Here is a 17,811-nt window from a genome sequence, read left to right as displayed (position 1 = left end):
GGAAGACAATCTGCCCGCTACGAATGTCGTGGTTTGCCCAGCAATCCCGAGGGCCGGACGAGCAGGATTAAGACCAGCAGGGCGAAGGCAAAGGCGTCTTTGAACCCCGATGAAATGTAGGCTGCGCCAAGGTTTTCGGCCAGGCCGAGGAGGAGACCGCCGACAATGGCCCCGGGGATGGATCCGGCCCCGCCGAGGACGGCGGCGCAGAATCCCTTGAGGCCGGTCAAGACACCCATGTAGGGATAGGTGGCGTTGTAGTAGGCGGCCATCATCATTCCGGCCGCGCCCGAGAGCATGGCCCCGATAACAAAGGCCAGGGCCACGATGGTTTCCGGCCGGACGCCGACGATCCGTGCAGCTTCCATGTCCAGGGCTACGGCCTGGAGGGCTTTGCCCATCTTGGAGTATTTGACGAACCAGATCAGCCCGGACATGAGCAGAATGGCCGATCCGAAGAGCAGGGCCTGCAGGGACGAGATCCTGAATAGCCCGAAATCCCAGACCGTGGGGGACAGGGTCAGGGGAAAGGGCTTGGTGTCGGGTCCAAAGACCAGGAGGGCGGCCGATTGGAGGATGATGGACAGGCCGATGGCGGCCAGCATGGGGATGAGGGGATGGCGCTGGCGCAGGGGCCGGAAAACGGCCCGTTCCATGCCCAGGCCGACGATGCCGGCCAGGGCCAGCCCCAGGGCCACTGACCAGGACAGGGGAAGGCCCAGCCAGGCCACGCCCATCCACAGACCGAAGGCCCCGGCCATATAGAGCTCACCCTGGGCCAGGTTGATGAGGCCGAGGACTCCATAGATCAGGGCGTAGCCCAGAGCGATGAGGGCGTAGGCCGATCCGGCCACGAGGCCGTTGACGATTTGTTGAAGGAGCATGGTATTTGTCGGCGGGCGGGTCCGATGGGAACCGCCCGCCGCGTGTCTTTGCTAGTGGACCTTGTGGTAGGCTCCGTCCTTGACCTGGAAGAGGGCGATGCCTCCCTTTTGGACGTCACCGTTCTCGTCGAAGCCGAGACTTCCGGTCACGCCTTCAAAGTCGATGATGCCGGCCATGAATTTCTGGATTTCCGGTCCGGTTGTCGCACCGGATTCCAAGGCCTTGGCCAGGATGTTCACGGAGTCGAAGGTCAGCGCCGCGAACATGATGTTGTTCGGGGCGTTGGGCTCGGCCTTGAGCTTGGTCTCGTAGCGGGCCACGAATTCCAGATTCTGAGGCGACTGGACGTCCTGGTCGTATTCGCCGGCGATGATGTGGTTCTCGGCGGCCGGTCCGGCCAGCTCGATGTAGAGCGGAGCCATGTCTCCGAACACACCCACGCTCAGACCGGTCAGCCCCATGTTCCGGGCCTGGCTGAGAAGTGGGGCGGTTTCCTGGAGGTAGCCGGGGAAGAAGAGGAGGTCCGGATTGATGGGCACGAGCTTGGTCAATTGGGACTGGAAGTCCTTGTCGCCGACCTGGAAGGACTCCACCGCGGCCGGGGTGATGTTGGCCTCGGCAAGATATTTTTCAAAGAGCATCAGACAGCCCTTGCCGTAGGGCTCGTTGCTGTAAACGATGGCCACGGTGGGCTGCGGCTTGTCGGCCATGGCCAGAGCCTTGTTCACAAGGGCCATGGCCTGCATGTCGATCCGGCTGCAGATCCGGAAGACGAATTCTCCGGCCTCGCTGATCTTGGGAGAGGTTCCGGTGGGTGTGATCAAAACCACCTGGTCGCGGTTGCACAGGGGCGCGGCGGCCAGGACGTTGCCGCTCATCATGGGCCCGATGATGGCCGGAACCTTGTCCACCGAGATGAGCTTCTGCACGGCGTTGACGGCCGTTGTGGCGTCGTCTTTGCTGTCGTAGTAGAGGATTTCGAGGTTGCGGCCGTTGATTCCGCCCTTGGCGTTGATCATGTCCACGGCGATCTCGATGCCGTGCTTGGCCGGGATGCCGTCGGAAGCTCCCTTGGAGAGCCGAAGCACGGCTCCGATGCGCAGGGGGGCCTTGGCAGGTTCCGCCTTCTGGGCTTCGGCCTGTTTTTCCTGCTGGGTCGCGGGCTGTTGGGCCTGGTCCTCGGCCTTGTCACCTGATCCGCAGCCAAAGAGAGCCAAAACGAGAAAAATACCGAACATGGTTTTCAAGCGCATGGTGTCCTCCGGTGGAAGGTTTACAATGTGTAGACTTCCGATCCGGGCAGGATGCGGATGCCGTTCTTTTGCAGGATTTCAAGGGCCTGGTCGGTACGGTCGAAGCGGAAGATGAGCACGGCGTTCTTGCCGCTTTGCTGGACAAAGGCGTACATGTACTCGACGTTAATGCCGTTCTGGTTCAGAACGGACAGGATGCGATGCAGTCCGCCCGGCCGGTCCTCGACCTCCACGGCCACGACATTGGTCCGTCCGACAGTGAACCCATTGGACTTGAGGACCTCCTTGGCCTTTTCATGGTCGCTGACGATGAGCCGCAAAATGCCAAAATCCGAGGTGTCGGCCAGGGACAGGGCCCGGATGCTGACCCCGGTCTCGGACAGGATTCGGGTCACCTCTTCCAGACGGCCGGCCCGGTTTTCGAGAAAAACGGATATTTGTTCAACTTTCATGTCGACCTCTCCCGTCGATTTATGGTGATGCTCTCGTGGCGGGCCGCCAAGAGCGGCTGGCCCGCAGCCGATTTCCCTGACTACGATGGTTGGTGCCGGTTGTCGACGATGCGTTGGGCCTTGCCCTCGGACCGGGCGATGGACCTAGGTTCCACCAGGCTGATTTTGGCCGTCACGCCCAAAAATTCCTTGATGTTGCCCTGGATCTTTTTTTCGATCCGCTGCAGATGCTTGATCTCGTCAGAAAAGAGCCGTTCATCGACCTCGACCCGGACCTCCAAATTGTCCATGGCCCCGGAGCGGCTGATGATGAGCTGGTAGTGCGGGGTCAGTCCCTCGGTCTCAAGAAGGATAGCCTCGATCTGGGAGGGGAAGACGTTCACCCCGCGAATGATGAGCATGTCGTCGCTGCGGCCCATGATTCTGCGGATGCGGTGATGAGTCCGGCCGCATTTGCACGGCGCGGTTACCAGGGTGGTGATGTCCCGGGTCCGGTAGCGAATCAGGGGAATGGCCTCCTTGGTCAAGGTGGTGATGACCAGTTCACCGATTTCACCGGGACGAAGGACCTCGCCGGTCTTGGGATCAATGATCTCCGGATAGAAGTGATCCTCCCAGATGTGCAGGCCTTCCTGGGCCTCCTGACACTCAATGGCCACTCCGGGACCCATGATCTCCGACAGCCCGTAGATGTCGTAAGCCTTGATGCTGAAGAGTTTCTGGATGTCGATGCGCATCTCCTCGCTCCAGGGCTCGGCCCCGAAGATGCCGATCCTGAGCTTCAGATCTTCCGGCCGCATGCCCGAGGTCTCGATGACCTCGTGGAGGTGGATGCTGTAGGACGGGGTGCAGCAGAGGACCGTTGACCCGAAATCCTTCATGAGCATGGCCTGACGCCGGGTCCCGCCCCCGGAGATGGGGATGATGGTCGCGCCCAGCCGTTCGGCTCCGTAATGGGCCCCAAGACCGCCGGTGAACAGGCCGTAGCCGTAGGCGTTGTGAACCATGTCCTGGCGTGTGACTCCGCAGGACATGAAGCTCCGGGCCATGAGTTCGGCCCAGTTGTCCACGTCGCGTTGGGTATAGCCGACCACGGTGGCCTTGCCGGTGGTTCCCGACGAGGCGTGGATGCGGACCACGTTGTCCCTGGGTACGGCAAACATGCCGTAGGGGTAGTTGTTTCGCAGGTCCTGCTTTTCGGTGAAGGGCAGATGGCGAATGTCTTCCAGGGAGGCGACGTGCTCGGGGCGCAATCCCTTCTCGTCGAATTTCTGGCGGTAGAACGGTACGTTGTAGTACACCCGTTCGGCCAGGTTGCGCAGCCTTCTGAGTTGCAGGGATGCCAGGTCGTCCCTGGGCAGGGTCTCGGTCCGAACGTCATGGATCATCGTATCCCTCCCGGTTCCGTTATGTGAAATAATGAAAAACAGGCCACGAACCTACGAGTCCATAGCCTGTTCCCTCGGCGTATTTTGCGTCTAGTGTCCGGCCAGGAGCCTCCCGGCGAACCGGCCATAAAGGCAAAAAGTCGCGCAGGGCGTGGCCTGAAGGATTAAAATCATGTGCCGACACTTGACTCTCATCCTCAGAAAAGTCAAGCCGTTTCCCGCAGCGGCCCTTGTGATATGGTGTCGCCCTGACTCGTTCCCTTACAGGAGGATCTGTGATCGTGATGATTGGCCAGGCTCGTTTTCGGTGGTTTTTTCTCGGAGCGTTGAGCCTTTACGGCCTGGGGCTGGGACTCGCTCCTGCGGCCTCGGCCGCCCGGAATCCCCTTGACTGGGCCTTCATCGGTCTCGACTACATCCGGCAGGAAAAGTCCGACGGCCTGGCTCGTCTCATGGGACGCCTTCGTGGCTTAGCCAGGGAGGCCGCCGTCGATGAATATTTGGTCGCCTTCTTCGATATCAGTCGGCAGTATCTAGAGGCCAGGAACGAGTTTCCGGAATCCCTGGCTGCGAACGTCTCCACGCTCCGGTCCCAAGTCGACGCCTACGCCCTGGAAAGGTATTATGCCTTTCAGGACATCATGTTTCTGACCCTCGAGGGCAGACTTGCCCATTCCATCCGCAAGCGGACGAGTACCGGGGAGGCTCCGGCCCAGGTGGTGGACCCCGATTCTCCCCTGGGCAATTGCCTAGCCAGAAAGCCGACCACCGGAGTTTTCGTCGACTTCCACAGGAGAGAGCCCACGGCCGAAGTGGCCGCCTTTTTCGTCGAGCCGATTTCCAGAAACGGACGGCTTCTGGGTTGGTTGGCTCTGCGCTGCGCTGGAGCCAAGATCAATTCCCTGTTCTCCGGGACCGAGGGCGCCTGGTCTACCGGAGAGACCTTCCTGGTGAATCGGCAGGGGCTCATGTTGACCGATTCGTATTTCTGTAGCGAATCGACCGTTCTTGAAAAGCACCTGGATGACAAAAACATCAAGGCCAAGTTCAAGCAGGGAAGCGGAGGCATTGAAGTGACGGACTATCGGGGCGTCAGGGCCCTGACCTCCTTCGAGGTCTTCGAGTTTATGGGCACCCGGTGGCTGGTGGTGGCCAAGGTGGACAGGGACGAGATTGTCACCAGGGAATATCAGGCCCACGGCCATTATTACATCGACGAGTTGCAAAAAATTGTGACGAGTAGGAGATCCAAGGAAGCCGTGGCTCAGGGGGCATGCGGCAATGACCGGGCCGTGCTGCGAGTGGAAATGGACGAATTCTTGAAGGCCACCAGCGGTGAATTGCTGCAGACCACCGGCATCTCGACCTGTACTGGGTTCGGAGCCTTTGTGCCGGGCCGATTCGGCTATCTGGGCCACATTACGCCCCTGGACAGGACTTGCGGGGGCGAAGCGACGGATTTATTGTCGCAAATCACCAAGAGGATGCAGAGTTTCGATCTCTATCCCTGCGAGAAGCATGCAGTGGTTCTGGTGGTCGTCGCACCCCACACCAGATGTTTAGGGAACATCGTGGACAGGCTACTCCTTCAGGGGTTTCTTCTTTCCCAGATTAATGTCCTCTGCGAAGCCGGGGCCAAAGCAGGCGTCATGTCCCTTGACTACGTCGCTCCGGAAGTGCTGGTCACCTGGAAAACGGATGAAGGCCAGATTCGCCATCAGGGTCTCGATCATGGCGTGAACCTCGGCCGGGCGATGGAATCGATTCTCTAGCCATATGAGGCAAAGAGTTACCACGAGACAACGAGGAGATGATAGTGCTTGATTCATTACGAGGAACCACCATTCTGGCCGTGAAGACCGAGGCCGGTGTGGCCATGGCCGGTGACGGCCAGGTGACCCTGGGCCAGAGCGTGGTCATGAAACACAGGGCCAAGAAGGTTCGGCGATTGCACAAGGATCGTATTCTGGCCGGATTCGCCGGTGCCACGGCCGACGCCTTCACCCTGTTCGAGCGATTCGAGGCCAAGCTGGAAGAATTTCGGGGCAACCTGGTCCGGGCCAGCGTGGAAATGGCCAAGACTTGGCGTATGGACAAATACCTGCGCAGGCTCGAGGCGCTGCTTCTGGTGGCTGACGCGGACACCATCCTGATTCTGTCTGGAACCGGGGATGTCATTGAGCCAGACGACGGGGTCGGGGCCATCGGCTCCGGGGGGGCCTACGCCCTGGCCTCGGCCAGGGCCCTTCTCCGACATACTGGCCTCAGCAACGAGGAGATCGTCCGTTCTTCCATGGCCATCGCTGCGGAAATCTGCGTCTTCACCAATGAGAATCTGACCGTGGAGGTCCTCTCCAAAGAGCAGGGGGCGACATGAGCACTCTGACGCCCAGAGAAATAGTGTCTGAGCTGGACAAGTTCATCATCGGACAGAAAAATGCCAAGAAAATGGTGGCCCTGGCCCTTCGCACCCGCTGGCGGCGACAGCAACTGGACGAAAGCCTCCGGGAGGAGATCATCCCCAAGAACATCATCATGATGGGGCCCACTGGGGTGGGCAAGACCGAGATCGCCCGTCGCTTGTCCCGGCTAGCCGGGGCTCCGTTTTACAAGGTCGAGGCTACCAAGTTCACCGAGGTAGGCTATGTCGGCCGTGATGTGGAGTCCATGATCCGGGATCTCATGGAGATCGGGGTGAACATGGTCCGCCAAGAGCAGGTCGAGGCCGTGCAGGTCAAGGCCGAGGCCGCCGCCGAGGAGCGGCTTCTTGATCTGCTTCTGCCCCGGAAGCCTCTGTCGGGCAAGGAGACCGTTTCGCCCTTCGAGCCAGTTTCCCACGCCCAGGACACTCGGGAAAAACTCAGGGACATGCTTAGAAAGGGGCAATTGGACGGGCGCAAGGTCGAGGTCCATGTCGAGGAGTCCCGGTCCAAGATCGACGTCATGGCCATTCCGGGCATGGAGGGCATGGAGGGGCAGATTCAGGACATGATGTCCAAGGTCTTTCCCAAAAGGAAAAAGACCCGAAAGGTCACGGTCAAGGAGGCCATGGACATCTTAATCCAGCAGGAGAGTGAACGTCTGGTGGACATGGACCGGGTCGTGGAGGAGGCCAAACACAGGGTCGAGGAACATGGGATCATTTTTTTGGACGAGATCGACAAGGTCTGCACGACCACCCATTCATCGGGCAATAACCACGATGTGTCCCGGGAAGGGGTTCAGCGAGATCTGCTGCCGGTGGTGGAGGGCTGTGTGGTGAACACCAAGTACGGGATGGTCTCCACGAATCACATTCTGTTCATCGCCGCCGGGGCCTTTCACTACGCCAAGCCTTCGGATCTCATCCCTGAACTCCAGGGCCGGTTTCCGCTCCGGGTTGAACTGGAGGCCCTGAACCGGGAAGAGTTCTACCGCATTCTGACCGAGCCCCAGAACGCCCTGACCGTCCAGTACCAGGCTTTGATGAAGACCGAGGGCCTGGATCTGAGTTTTACGGAGGACGGACTTCTGGCCATCGCTGACTTTGCCCAGCAGATCAACGACGAGACCGAGAACATCGGGGCCAGGCGATTGTACACCATCCTAGAAAAGATCCTCTCCGAAGTGTCCTTCGAGGCTCCGGAGCGGGGAGGAGGGTCCCAGGTAGTGGACCGGGCCTTTGTCGAGGAGCGTTTACAGGACGTCCGCGAAGACCGGGATCTTTCCCGCTACATTCTCTGATCGTATTTCGGCAAGACGACCAAACAGGCAACCAACGCGGTGCATCGCACCGGGAGACCAATACATGGATCGAGAATTTACAAAGGCCCGGCTTCTCATGGAGGCCTTGCCCTATATTCGGGAATTTTGCGGCCAGACCGTGGTCATCAAGTACGGCGGACACGCCATGAAGGATGACCGGCTCAAGAAGAGCTTCGCCATGAACGTCATCCTGCTCAAGTATATCGGGATCAACCCGGTCATCGTCCATGGCGGCGGGCCCCAGATCGGGCGGATGCTCGACCAGTTGGGCATCTGCTCGGAGTTCCGGGAGGGTCTACGGGTCACGGATCAGGCCACCATGGACGTGGTGGAGATGGTTCTGGTTGGCAAGGTGAACAAGGAAATCGTCAACCTCATGAATCTGAACGGGGGCAAGGCTGTGGGTCTGTCGGGAAAGGATGGGCGCATCATTCGGGCCCGGCGGCTGGAGATGGCCGTGGCCAAAAAAGACGCCCCGCCCGAGATCATCGATTTGGGAAAGGTTGGAGAGGTGGTGGGCATCGACGTCAGTCTCATCCGGACCCTGGAGCGGGAGGGATTCATTCCCATCCTGGCCCCGGTGGGCGTGGACGATGAGGGTGAAACCTACAACATCAACGCCGACTCGGTGGCCGGGGCCGTGGCCGAGGCTCTGGGGGCCAAGAAGCTTATCCTGCTGACGGACGTCCCCGGTGTTTTGGACGAGAAGGGCGAGCTGGTCTCCAGTCTGAACGAGGTCCAGGCCATGGAGGCGATGGAGCGCGGGGTCTTCACTGGGGGCATGATTCCCAAAATCAAATGCTGTCTGGAGGCTGTGGAGGGGGGGGTGGAGAAGGCCCACATCTTGGACGGGCGGACCGAGAATTGCGTCATTCTGGAGATGTTCACCCGTTCAGGCATCGGCACCCAGATCACGAGGCGATGATGGCCGCAATTCCAGCTCCTCCGTGCGTCTTGACGGTGGCCGGTTCGGACTCGGGAGGAGGGGCCGGAATCCAGGCCGATCTGAAGACATTCACGGCCCTGGGCGGATTCGGCCTGTCGGCGATCACGGCCCTGACGGCTCAGAACACGCTTGGCGTGTCTGGGATCTTCCCGGTGGATCCGGAGTTCGTGGCCGCCCAGTTTTTGGCCGTGGCCGAGGATTTTCCCATCCGGGCGGGCAAGACGGGCATGCTTTTTTCGGCCCCAATTATTGACGCCCTGTCCCCGCTTCTTGCCAGATCCGGGTTTCCTCTGGTAGTTGATCCGGTCTGCGTCAGCCAGAGTGGTCACCGCCTCTTGGAGGACGAGGCCCTGGAATCCATGCGGGACAGGATCGTTCCCCTGGCTACTTTGGTCACGCCCAACAGACCCGAGGCCGAGGCCCTGACCGGGGAGGCCGTGGCCGACGAGGCCGGAGTCTTCAGGGCCATGGCCAGAATTTTAGACATGGGGCCCCAGGCGGTGCTGCTCAAGGGCGGACATTTCGACGGCCCATTCATGACCGACTGGTTTCAGATGAGAGGGGACCGGCCCACGGCCATCCAGCATGACCGGGTGGACACCGTAAACACTCACGGTACGGGCTGCACTCTTTCGGCGGCCATTGCGGCCTTTTTGGCCCGAGGCATGACCCTGGAAGAGGCTGTCCGGGCCGGCATTACATACCTTCACGAGGCCTTGCTCCAGGGATTCGACCTGGGCCGGGGCCAGGGTCCGGTCAATCATCTTGTGGGATTGAAGTCGGCCTTTTGAGGCTGAAATGGGCCGTCAGTTTCCCAGACCCAGCTCGACCCGGGCCGTGTTCTCCCCTTCCTTTCCGGCCTTGACCTGCGGGCGAGAGGTGAACACCCGGTTCGGTGCGATCTCCTGGTGGGACAGAAAATACTCCCTGGCCATCCTGGCCCGTTCCTCGGCCAGGCGGACGAGATCGTTGCCGGACACGGGCAGACTTTGTCGGACCACTCGTTCCATGTCCTCGACAGAGACTTCTTCGTGAAACCCCAGAAAATTTTTGGGCTTGTCTCCCGGGGCCTCCTTGTAGGCGTCCCACAGGGCTGCAACGTAGGCATCCTCGTCCGTGAATTCGACGTCGAAAACCGTGGCCGGGGCTTCTCCCCTTTTCTGCAGCCGTTCAAAGACCGGGGCCTTGACGGTCCTTTGAAAGGCAAGTTCCTCCAGAGCCTGGAGGTCGGCCTGCTCGTCAGCAACTCCGGTTACGGTCAGGTTCAGGGCTGGCCTTTGGGTTAGGGCCTTGGCGATTTCGTCCAGCTTGGTCCGGTCCTCTTCGGTTAATGCGGATTGTCCGGGCTCGAAGACCAGGACATTCAGATCCGGACCGCCTCCGATCAGACTTCCCAGGATGGAAAAGGGTGCGGCCACGATTTTGGTGAAGAGGTTGACGATGGCCTTAAAGACAATGGATCCGACACTGAAGCTCGGATCGTCAAGCTGGCCGCTGATGGGCAGGTTAAGGGCCATGTCGCCATTCAGATCCTGAAGCAGGGCCAGGCCGAGCTTGATGGGGATATTGGGAGCGTCAGGGGCATCGACCTTTTTGCCGAGGAGCATTCTGCGGATGAGCAGATCGTTCTTGCTGTCCAGGGCGTTGTCCTTGGTGACGATATTTCCGGACCAGTTGAGTTGTCCCTGGTCGATGGGATAGGCGATGAACTTTGCCGTGTAGGGGGAGAGGGATGACATGTCCAGATCGTTCAGGCCGATGGTTAAATCGGCGAAGAGCGGGGTGGACAGGGGATCGATCCGGCCGTTGATTGTCACGGCGGCTCCGCTGTCGAGACGGGCCATGGCTTCGAGGGAGGCCGGACGGTCTTCGGCCAGGCCAACGTTGTCAACGGCAACCTCGAGGTCCTTCACGGCCATGGCAAAGGCCGGTTCGACGGTCTGGTCTTGATAGTCCAAACCGCCCTTGTTCACGACGAGCCTGCCGACTGTCGTCCGTTCGAAGAACGGTTTTTCCTCGGGGCGTCCTTCAGGGTCTTTGGCCTTGTTCTCGACCTCTTGGACCGGGCCGGGATTCAGGGCGCGAACGATATTCAGGGTACCGTCCGGGTTCATGATCAGTCCGGCCCAGGGCTCCAGAAGAGAGACCGTGCCGATGTCCAGGGTGTTGGGAGCGAGTCCCAAGGAGACATCCACGACGTCCAGTTTCAGGAGTCTGGCCAACTCGGCCGAGTTTCGGCGGGAGCGCACGGAAAGGTCCTCTAGGGCCAGGCCTCCTGAAACCCGCCCGGAGAGAGTCTCGGCATTCCGCCTGTTTTCTTCGAGATCCCATTGGATTGCGGCCCCAAGTCGTCCGGAGGCGATGGTCAGGAGAATGTCCTTGGGAATGTAGCCCTGAAACGGATTCATTTCCAAGTGTTCGAGTCGAGCTTGGCCCTGGGTGTGCAGAGGGTTCAGGGTCAGGCTTCCTTGCGAAGAGAGGCGGCCTCCTGAGGACAGTTCGACGGAAGCCTCGAAGGTCGCCGGGCGACTGAAATCCGAGACGATGTCGTTCACCTTTACGGTCAGACCTTGGGCGACGGTAGTGACCGGATCTGAGGCCGCTCGGTCCTGCAGAGCCACTCGGCATTCGTTTAGCAGAAAGGACTTCAGGGACACGAGCCAGGCAGCGGTCCCGTTGGAGTCCGGATTTGGCGCGGGCTGTTCGGTCTGATGGCCGGTCGGAACAAAGAGGGAGACGAGATCGATTCGGCCGTTCTTCTCCCTCACGGCATCGATTCCCAGCTCATGGAGATTGATGGCCTCGATTTCGATCCGGCGGGTCGAAAGATCGACCAGGGCCTTGTGCAAATCGGCCCGATCCAGGCGGATGGGGGCTTTGTCCGAAGACGGGTCTTTTATGGCCAGTCCGGCCAGCCTCAGTCCCTCCAGGCCGACCGAGGTGCCGTTGGCCTCGAGATCGGCTCGAAGGCCCGAGGCGGCAAGACCGTTTATCGACGCGGCCAGGGGCATCCCGTCTTCCATGATCAGAACCATTTCGGTCAGGGTGGCGTTGGCGAGATTCAGGTCGGAACCCCGGCCGGACATGGCCAGATTCAAGTCATTGAAAGACAGGCCTCCGAGCGTGGACCTGACTGGTGTCTCGCCGTCTTGAAAGATGTCGATGTTTTGGATGTCGGCCACGGCCAACGCAATTTCGGTTGGGCCGTTGAAGCCAGATTGGACCGTGCCGTTTCGTAGACCGATAGCATCCATGCCCAGTGCGATGCCGGGTTCGGTCAGGTTTCCACGTATGTCGGACAGGTCGAGGCTCTCCAGGTCGATTCGAGCGGTCGAGTTTCCATCCAGTCGGGTCGAAAAGGCGAGGCGAACGGAGGCCGATCCGTTCTCCAGGGCGAGGGGGAGGTCGGGACCGGCCAGGGGCAGGTAGTCGGGAAGACGGAGATCCTTCAGGTCTAGACGGCCGTCGGCCTGCAAGGGAGAGAGCACGGCCGAGCCGTCTAGGGCCATGGATTCCCCAGCCGATGTGGCCAGGGACAGGGCATAGCCGAAGGACTGATTGGAGGCGGTGGTAAAGCCCCGGACTTGGAGCGAGAGAGGGGACAACGTTCGTTTCAGGGGCGGGTGCCCCACGGTGTGGTCGGTATACTCGAGGGTCCCGTCGGCCAGATCGAGTCGCGTCATCGTGACCAGGGGCATGGCCGTTTCCGAAGCGGAATCCCGGGCAGGGTTTTGAGTCGGGCCCGACGGGTCGGGCATGAGTTTTTCTAGATAGCGAAGCCAGTTCAGTTCGCCGGATTCACTGCGAAAGACTACAACTCTTGGACGGCTCAAGTGAACGGCGTTCAGATCGATTCGGCCGTCCAGCGGAGTGGCCTCGGCCACGTCGATCCGGAGGGAATCCCAAGACAGGACCGGGCCGTCACCGGGTCTGCTCAGAGAGAAATCGGTAAACTCGACCAGACCGCCGACGATCAGCGACAAGCCGCGGTCCCGGTCCTGACTGAAGTCCAGGGTGGCGTTTAGAGCGAAATGTCCCGAATCCATAGTCAGGTCGTCGCGGATCGGGGCATAGGCCCAATAGCGGGTCAGATCTACGTCTTGCAGGGTAAGCCCGAAGCGGGTCCGCAGGGAATCGTGAAAAGGCAGGGTCTCCCCGGTCAGGACAAAGGGGCTGGCGTTGAGGACAAAGGAGAGTTCCGGGCGGACCTCGTCTTCTCGGTCGTCCTCCAGACTGGAGATGGAAGGCAGAACAAAGCGGATGTCTTCGACCCGATGGTCCACGCCGAAGACCCGGTCCTCGAAGACCATGGTGCCGTTGGAGATGTCAATATCCTTGATCCGGAAGGGAAAGATGGTACCGAATTCGGCCTCTTCCGGGGCGGTGGCATTGTCCTCCGGAAAGAGGTCCGAGTGGGCGAAGCGGCCCTGGCCCAGGGCGGTGATTCGGAGAAATGGCGATTCGAGCCGGACTTCGGCCAGTCCCAGGGCCGGTTTGACCACGTGTGAGATTTCCGCGTCGGCCGTGAGGAAATCGAATCCGGCGAATCGTTCGGCGCCGTTGGTGTCCATGACCGTGAATCGATGGATTTCAACCCTGAAGGTGAAGGGGTTGAAGGCGATTTTTCCGATGGAAACCTGCCTGTTCAGGACCTCGGTCAAACGCTCGGTCAAAATTGAACGGGCCAGGGCCGGAACAAGGAAAAATCCAACAAGGGTATAGATCAGAAGCATAGCGGCCAGGATCAGAGCGGTCTTGCCGGTCCGACCGAGATTTTTCCAGGCCGAAACCAGGTGTGAAAGGACGGATACGGATGATGATTGATTGGACATGATGGATTCCTCGTCAGGATCCGGAGAGCATCAGATGGATGAAGGTCATGGCCAGAGCTGCTCCGGCCAGGCCGCAGAGGCCGAGCATGGCCGAGAGGATCATGATCAGGCGGCCCCGGGCCGCGGCTTCCTCTCCGGTCAGCCGGATGGTGGGCCTGAGAACCCTGGCTCCGGGCAGGGGAAACACACGGGCCTTGGCAATGCGAAGCCCAAGCCATCCCAGGAAGAGTGCCACGGGAACGAGGGTCAGGAAGATCCCGGCCATGGCCAAGCCAAGGATTCGTACGGATTTGACCAGGGGCTGGGTCATGACCCAGTCCTTGCCGCCGTGCAGTCCCCAGATGAGCAGTGGAAGCAGGACCAGGGCGGCCAGCAGGGCCGCCAGGAAGACCTTGCGCCGCAGGGCAGGGTCATGGGCGATGATTTCAGACTGTGATTTCATGCTGTCGCTCCAGCTATCTTGAAAGTCTCACCTTCTGCGGCGGATGTTGTAGACGCCTTTGCCTTCGGCCAACAGACGATCGGGGTGTTCGCGGGAAAAAACCTCCACCTGGGCGTTGCCGACCCGGTTTCCGAGAAGGCGCAGGCGGCCGTGGGCCACGATATCGCCGTCAACGGCCGGCATGAGGTAGTCGACCCGCAGGTCGATGGTGGCAACCCGGTCATCCACATGGCCCCGGCTCCAGACCGTGAACCCGCCGCAGACGTCGATGAGGGTCGAGATGACTCCGCCGTGCAGAGCCCCTCGACGGGCGTCGCCCACGAATTCGGATCGGAAAGGCAGGAGCAGTCGGCAATCCCCGGGTTCGAGATGAAGTACCTTGAGGCCCAGAAAGGCGTTGAAGGGGATGCCTTCCTCGATGAGACGGCGAAAAAAGGCTCTTTCCTCGTCGGTCATGGATGAATCCTTGCGGTGGTGTTCAGGTCTTATCCGGCTCGATGCGGCTTAGCCGGAAACGGGTCGGAAGAATTCGGCCAGCCAGTGGACTGCGCCCAGGACAACGGCGTAACGGATACCCTTGCCGAGTCCAGTCAAAACCAGAAAGAACGGAAATCTGACTTTCATGACTCCGGCGACAAAGGTCAAGCCGTCGCCAAAGATCGGAGCCCAGGCCAGAAGCAGGGACCAGACCCCGTATCGGCCGAACCAGGATTGGGCCCTGTCCAGGCTCTCGGGACGGAACGGAAACCAGCGGCGATCTTGGTAGCGGAGGAGATATCGTCCGAAATACCAGTTCAGGGCCGAGCCCAAGGTGTTTCCGGCCGTGGCCCATGACCAGAGGGCCAGGGGGTCGTGGCCGGAAGCCAGCAGGGCGGCAAAGAGGAGTTCAGACGAGGCCGGAACGAGGGTCGCGGCCAGAAAGGCGGCCAGAAAAAGGGAGATGTAGGCTTCCATGGGTCAGAGGCCTTCAAAACCGGAAAGCTGGTTTTTCATGGGCCCGATCCTATGACATCGGATTGTGAACGGCAACGCGAGACTGGGGGCGGATGAGAGCTTTGACCTGAAGGTGCGATCATGCCAAACGTGCCGGGACCGGAGGGATCGACGAATGTCGGATGAGTGGTTTTTTGTCGAACGTTTGCGAGAGGTGGCTGCTCCCCGGGGCCGGGTTGTGGTGGCCCTATCCGGGGGGGTGGACAGTTCGCTGCTGGCCTATGCTGCCCACAGGGCCTTGGGCGACGGGGCCCGGGCCGTGACCGTTGCCACCGAATTCATGGCCGCATCCGACCGGGTCCGGGTCCTAGATGCGGCGGCCTGGATTGGAATCGGGCATGAGATTCTTGAATTGTCCCTGTTGAATCGCCCTCGTGTGGCCGACAACGGACCTAACCGGTGCTATTGGTGCAAGCGGGCCATGTACGAGGAGATCCTCGAGCATGCCGGGCCGGACGGAGGGCTGGTTTTGGACGGAACTAACGCGGATGACGATCCGGCCCGACCCGGACGCCGGGCCCTGGCCGAATTGGGCATCCGTATGCCGTTGGCCGAAGCGGGTCTGACCAAGGTGGAGGTTCGCGCCCTGGCCCGGACAGTCGGCATGCCCTGGGCCGATAGGCCCTCCAATAGTTGCCTGGCCACGAGGATCCCGACAGGCACGGACATCACCCTCAAGGATCTGGCCCGGGTCGAAAGGGGCGAGACCCTGCTGGTCCGGGCCGGGTATTCCGGCTGCCGACTGGTTCTTTGCGGTTCCCGGGCCGAGATCCGGCTGCCTCCCGGGCCGGATGGCTGTCAGTCCGAATTTCCGGCCGGTCTGAAAAATGAATTGATGAATGTGGTCAAGGTCGACGAATTGACAACAACCCTCTTGCCTGCGCGGAGTGAAACGCATCCATGGACAAACTCCTGAACGACTTCAAGGCCGGTCTGATCGGTCTGAACGAGGTCAAGACCCGTTTGGCCGATGAAATGTTCGGCCGATTGGAAGGGGCCAGCCTGGACCTTTTCCGGGAGGTGCGGACCGGGGCGCCGGAGGTGATCTATTGCGCCTCCAAAACCCCGGAACAGGTCCGGGGCATATTCGAGAAGCTGGCCGGACGAGGCCGATTGGTCATGGGCACCCGGGCCCGGGCCGAGCATTTCGAGGCCGTGGCCCATCTCGAGGGCGTCGAATTCGATCCGGAAAGCGCCATCGTCTCCCTGGGTGGCGGCGGACAGGATTTGGGCTCGGTTCTGGTCATCAGCGCGGGGACCTCCGACTTGCCGGTGACCATGGAGGCTGCACGCACGGCCATGCTTTTGGGCAGCCGGGTCCGGGTGGAGCACGATTGCGGAGTGGCCGGCATCCACCGGCTTTTCGCCCTCAAGGGAATCCTGCGGGAGTCCAATGTGGTGGTGGCCGTGGCCGGCATGGAAGGGGCCCTGCCGACCATCGTGGCCGGACTGACGCCCAGGCCGGTCATCGCCGTGCCCACCAGCGTGGGGTACGGGGCCAATCTGGGTGGGCTGGCGCCGCTTTTGACCATGCTGAACACCTGTTCCCCGGGCGTGGCCGTGGTCAACGTCGACAACGGGTTCGGGGCCGGATACCTGGCCCATGTCATCAACGCCCAGTCGGTGCGGCCATGAGAACTCTTCATTTCGAATGCACTTCGGGCGTGGCCGGAGACATGCTTCTGGCGGCCATGCACGACGCTTTGGATCCGCAGCCGGATTGGTCGGAGTTTCTGGCCCGGCTCGATCTGTCCGGGGTTGAAATCCACACGTCCGCCAAGCGGGTGGCCGGAATCGTCTGCCGACGGCTGGAGATTTCGGCACCCAAGGCCCAGCCGTTGCGGCATCTGAGCGATCTCCTGGCCTTGGGACGCCAGAGCAGTTTTTCCTCCAGGATCCGGGAACGGGCCGAAGCGGTATTGACCGACCTGGCCAGGGCCGAGGCCAAGGTCCATGGCCTGGACCTCGACGAGGTCCACTTCCATGAAATCGGGGCCGTGGACACCATCGTGGACGTGTATGGCTTTTTCTGGCTTTTGGAGCGGTTCGGGCCTTGCCGGGTGACGGCTTCGGCCGTGGCCCTTGGTTCGGGGTTCGTGGACACGGTCCATGGCCGGCTGCCGGTTCCGGCTCCGGCCTGCGTCGAACTGGCCAAGGGCCTGCCGACCATGTCCGGTCCCTGGGAGATGGAGCTGGCCACGCCCACGGGATTGGCCCTGATCCGGAACGCGGCCTCGGCCTTCGGCCCTATGCCTTCGGGCATCATGGTCATGGCCGGATGCGGGGCCGGGTCCCGGGCCTCGGACGAGCGGCCGAGTATGGTCAGGGCCTTCGGGCTGGACTCGGACCAGGCCATGCCGGCCAATGACCGGGTGGCCGTGCTGACGACAATGATTGACGACCTGACGGGCGAGGACATGGGCGGGGCCGTGGAAGCCCTCCTGGAAGCCGGAGCCCTGGACGCCTACGTTTTGACCGGATCGGGCAAGAAGTCCCGTCCGGTCATGGAACTGACGGTCATGGCCCCGGAAGGCATGGCCGGGGAGATGGTCCGGCTGGTCATGCGGGTGACGGGCAGCCTCGGGGTCCGGGTTCGGATGGAGGACCGGATCATTGCCGAGCGGGAAACATTCGAAGCGGAGGTCATCGTCGAAGGCCGGGCGTTTCGAGTCCGAATCAAGATAGGATACGGGGAAGGGGGCCAAGTCCTGCGGTCCAAGCCTGAATTCGAGGATTTACGGGTGATCGCCGATCAGATCGGCATCGGCCTGCCCGAGGTCCGCGCGGCGGTGAACCGACAACTGGGTCGGGTCGATCCGGCCGGGGGAGTATTTTGAGCGACAAAGCAGGGGGACGGCATCAGATTATCCACACCG

Annotated in this window: 16 protein-coding genes; 8 read left to right on the top strand and 8 right to left on the bottom strand. The window is 61.1% G+C overall.

The annotated features are described in order from the left end of the window. Positions 1–17: 17 nt before the first annotated feature. The 4 genes from EOM25_00540 to EOM25_00525 form a co-directional block, all read right to left on the bottom strand. A complete protein-coding gene (locus EOM25_00540) occupies positions 18–884 on the bottom strand; it encodes a branched-chain amino acid ABC transporter permease (GenBank protein ID NCC23674.1) in 867 nt (288 codons plus the stop codon). Between the two features lie 51 nt (positions 885–935). Continuing rightward, complete coding sequence (locus tag EOM25_00535) at positions 936–2,123, bottom strand: ABC transporter substrate-binding protein (GenBank protein ID NCC23673.1); 1,188 nt, start codon at positions 2,121–2,123, stop codon at positions 936–938. A gap of 35 nt (positions 2,124–2,158) precedes the next feature. Further along, complete coding sequence (locus tag EOM25_00530) at positions 2,159–2,590, bottom strand: ACT domain-containing protein (GenBank protein NCC23672.1); 432 nt, start codon at positions 2,588–2,590, stop codon at positions 2,159–2,161. A gap of 80 nt (positions 2,591–2,670) precedes the next feature. After that, complete coding sequence (locus EOM25_00525) at positions 2,671–3,978, bottom strand: phenylacetate--CoA ligase (protein ID NCC23671.1); 1,308 nt, start codon at positions 3,976–3,978, stop codon at positions 2,671–2,673. A 275-nt stretch (positions 3,979–4,253) separates the two neighbouring features. On the opposite strand from EOM25_00525, the gene EOM25_00520 reads away from it, so the two are divergent. The 5 genes from EOM25_00520 (at position 4,254) to thiD (ending at position 9,459) form a co-directional block, all read left to right on the top strand. Beyond that, complete coding sequence (locus tag EOM25_00520; GenBank protein ID NCC23670.1) at positions 4,254–5,750, top strand: hypothetical protein; 1,497 nt, start codon at positions 4,254–4,256, stop codon at positions 5,748–5,750. Positions 5,751–5,788: 38 nt separating this feature from the next. Then, positions 5,789–6,355 (top strand): ATP-dependent protease subunit HslV, encoded by a 567-nt coding sequence (hslV, locus tag EOM25_00515; protein ID NCC23669.1) that lies wholly within the window; start codon positions 5,789–5,791, stop codon positions 6,353–6,355. Continuing rightward, positions 6,352–7,701, top strand: coding sequence for an ATP-dependent protease ATPase subunit HslU (hslU, locus tag EOM25_00510; GenBank protein ID NCC23668.1), 1,350 nt, complete (start codon positions 6,352–6,354; stop codon positions 7,699–7,701). Before hslV ends, hslU begins: the two co-directional genes overlap by 4 nt. A gap of 64 nt (positions 7,702–7,765) precedes the next feature. Then, positions 7,766–8,647, top strand: a complete 882-nt coding sequence (gene argB / locus EOM25_00505; protein NCC23667.1) for an acetylglutamate kinase — start codon at positions 7,766–7,768, stop codon at positions 8,645–8,647. A gap of 8 nt (positions 8,648–8,655) precedes the next feature. Further along, positions 8,656–9,459, top strand: coding sequence for a bifunctional hydroxymethylpyrimidine kinase/phosphomethylpyrimidine kinase (thiD, locus tag EOM25_00500; protein NCC23666.1), 804 nt, complete (start codon positions 8,656–8,658; stop codon positions 9,457–9,459). A gap of 15 nt (positions 9,460–9,474) precedes the next feature. On the opposite strand, the gene EOM25_00495 is transcribed toward thiD, so the two are convergent. From EOM25_00495 to EOM25_00480, 4 genes are read right to left on the bottom strand one after another with little or no spacing between them, the layout of a single operon-like run. After that, complete coding sequence (locus EOM25_00495) at positions 9,475–13,500, bottom strand: DUF748 domain-containing protein (GenBank protein ID NCC23665.1); 4,026 nt, start codon at positions 13,498–13,500, stop codon at positions 9,475–9,477. 13 nt (positions 13,501–13,513) lie between these two features. Beyond that, on the bottom strand, positions 13,514–13,942 hold the full coding sequence (locus tag EOM25_00490; protein NCC23664.1) for a hypothetical protein: 429 nt from the start codon (positions 13,940–13,942) through the stop codon (positions 13,514–13,516). Between the two features lie 27 nt (positions 13,943–13,969). Further along, a complete protein-coding gene (locus EOM25_00485; GenBank protein ID NCC23663.1) occupies positions 13,970–14,398 on the bottom strand; it encodes a PaaI family thioesterase in 429 nt (142 codons plus the stop codon). 48 nt (positions 14,399–14,446) lie between these two features. Continuing rightward, a complete protein-coding gene (locus tag EOM25_00480; GenBank protein NCC23662.1) occupies positions 14,447–14,896 on the bottom strand; it encodes a DedA family protein in 450 nt (149 codons plus the stop codon). 154 nt (positions 14,897–15,050) lie between these two features. On the opposite strand from EOM25_00480, the gene EOM25_00475 reads away from it, so the two are divergent. Genes EOM25_00475 through larC form a run of 3 tightly spaced genes read left to right on the top strand, consistent with a single transcriptional unit; the run spans position 15,051 to position 17,772 of the window. Beyond that, a complete protein-coding gene (locus tag EOM25_00475; GenBank protein ID NCC23661.1) occupies positions 15,051–15,851 on the top strand; it encodes a TIGR00268 family protein in 801 nt (266 codons plus the stop codon). Further along, complete coding sequence (gene larB / locus EOM25_00470; GenBank protein NCC23660.1) at positions 15,836–16,570, top strand: nickel pincer cofactor biosynthesis protein LarB; 735 nt, start codon at positions 15,836–15,838, stop codon at positions 16,568–16,570. Before EOM25_00475 ends, larB begins: the two co-directional genes overlap by 16 nt. Then, entirely contained in the window at positions 16,567–17,772 is a 1,206-nt protein-coding gene (gene larC, locus EOM25_00465) for a nickel pincer cofactor biosynthesis protein LarC (protein ID NCC23659.1), read from the top strand. Before larB ends, larC begins: the two co-directional genes overlap by 4 nt. Positions 17,773–17,811 lie beyond the last annotated feature (39 nt).

Source organism: Deltaproteobacteria bacterium (assembly GCA_009929795.1).
In the GTDB taxonomy this organism is placed as follows: domain Bacteria; phylum Desulfobacterota; class Desulfovibrionia; order Desulfovibrionales; family Desulfomicrobiaceae; genus RZZR01.
Note: the sequence above shows the minus strand (reverse complement) of the source record. Positions and strands in the feature narration are given on the sequence as shown.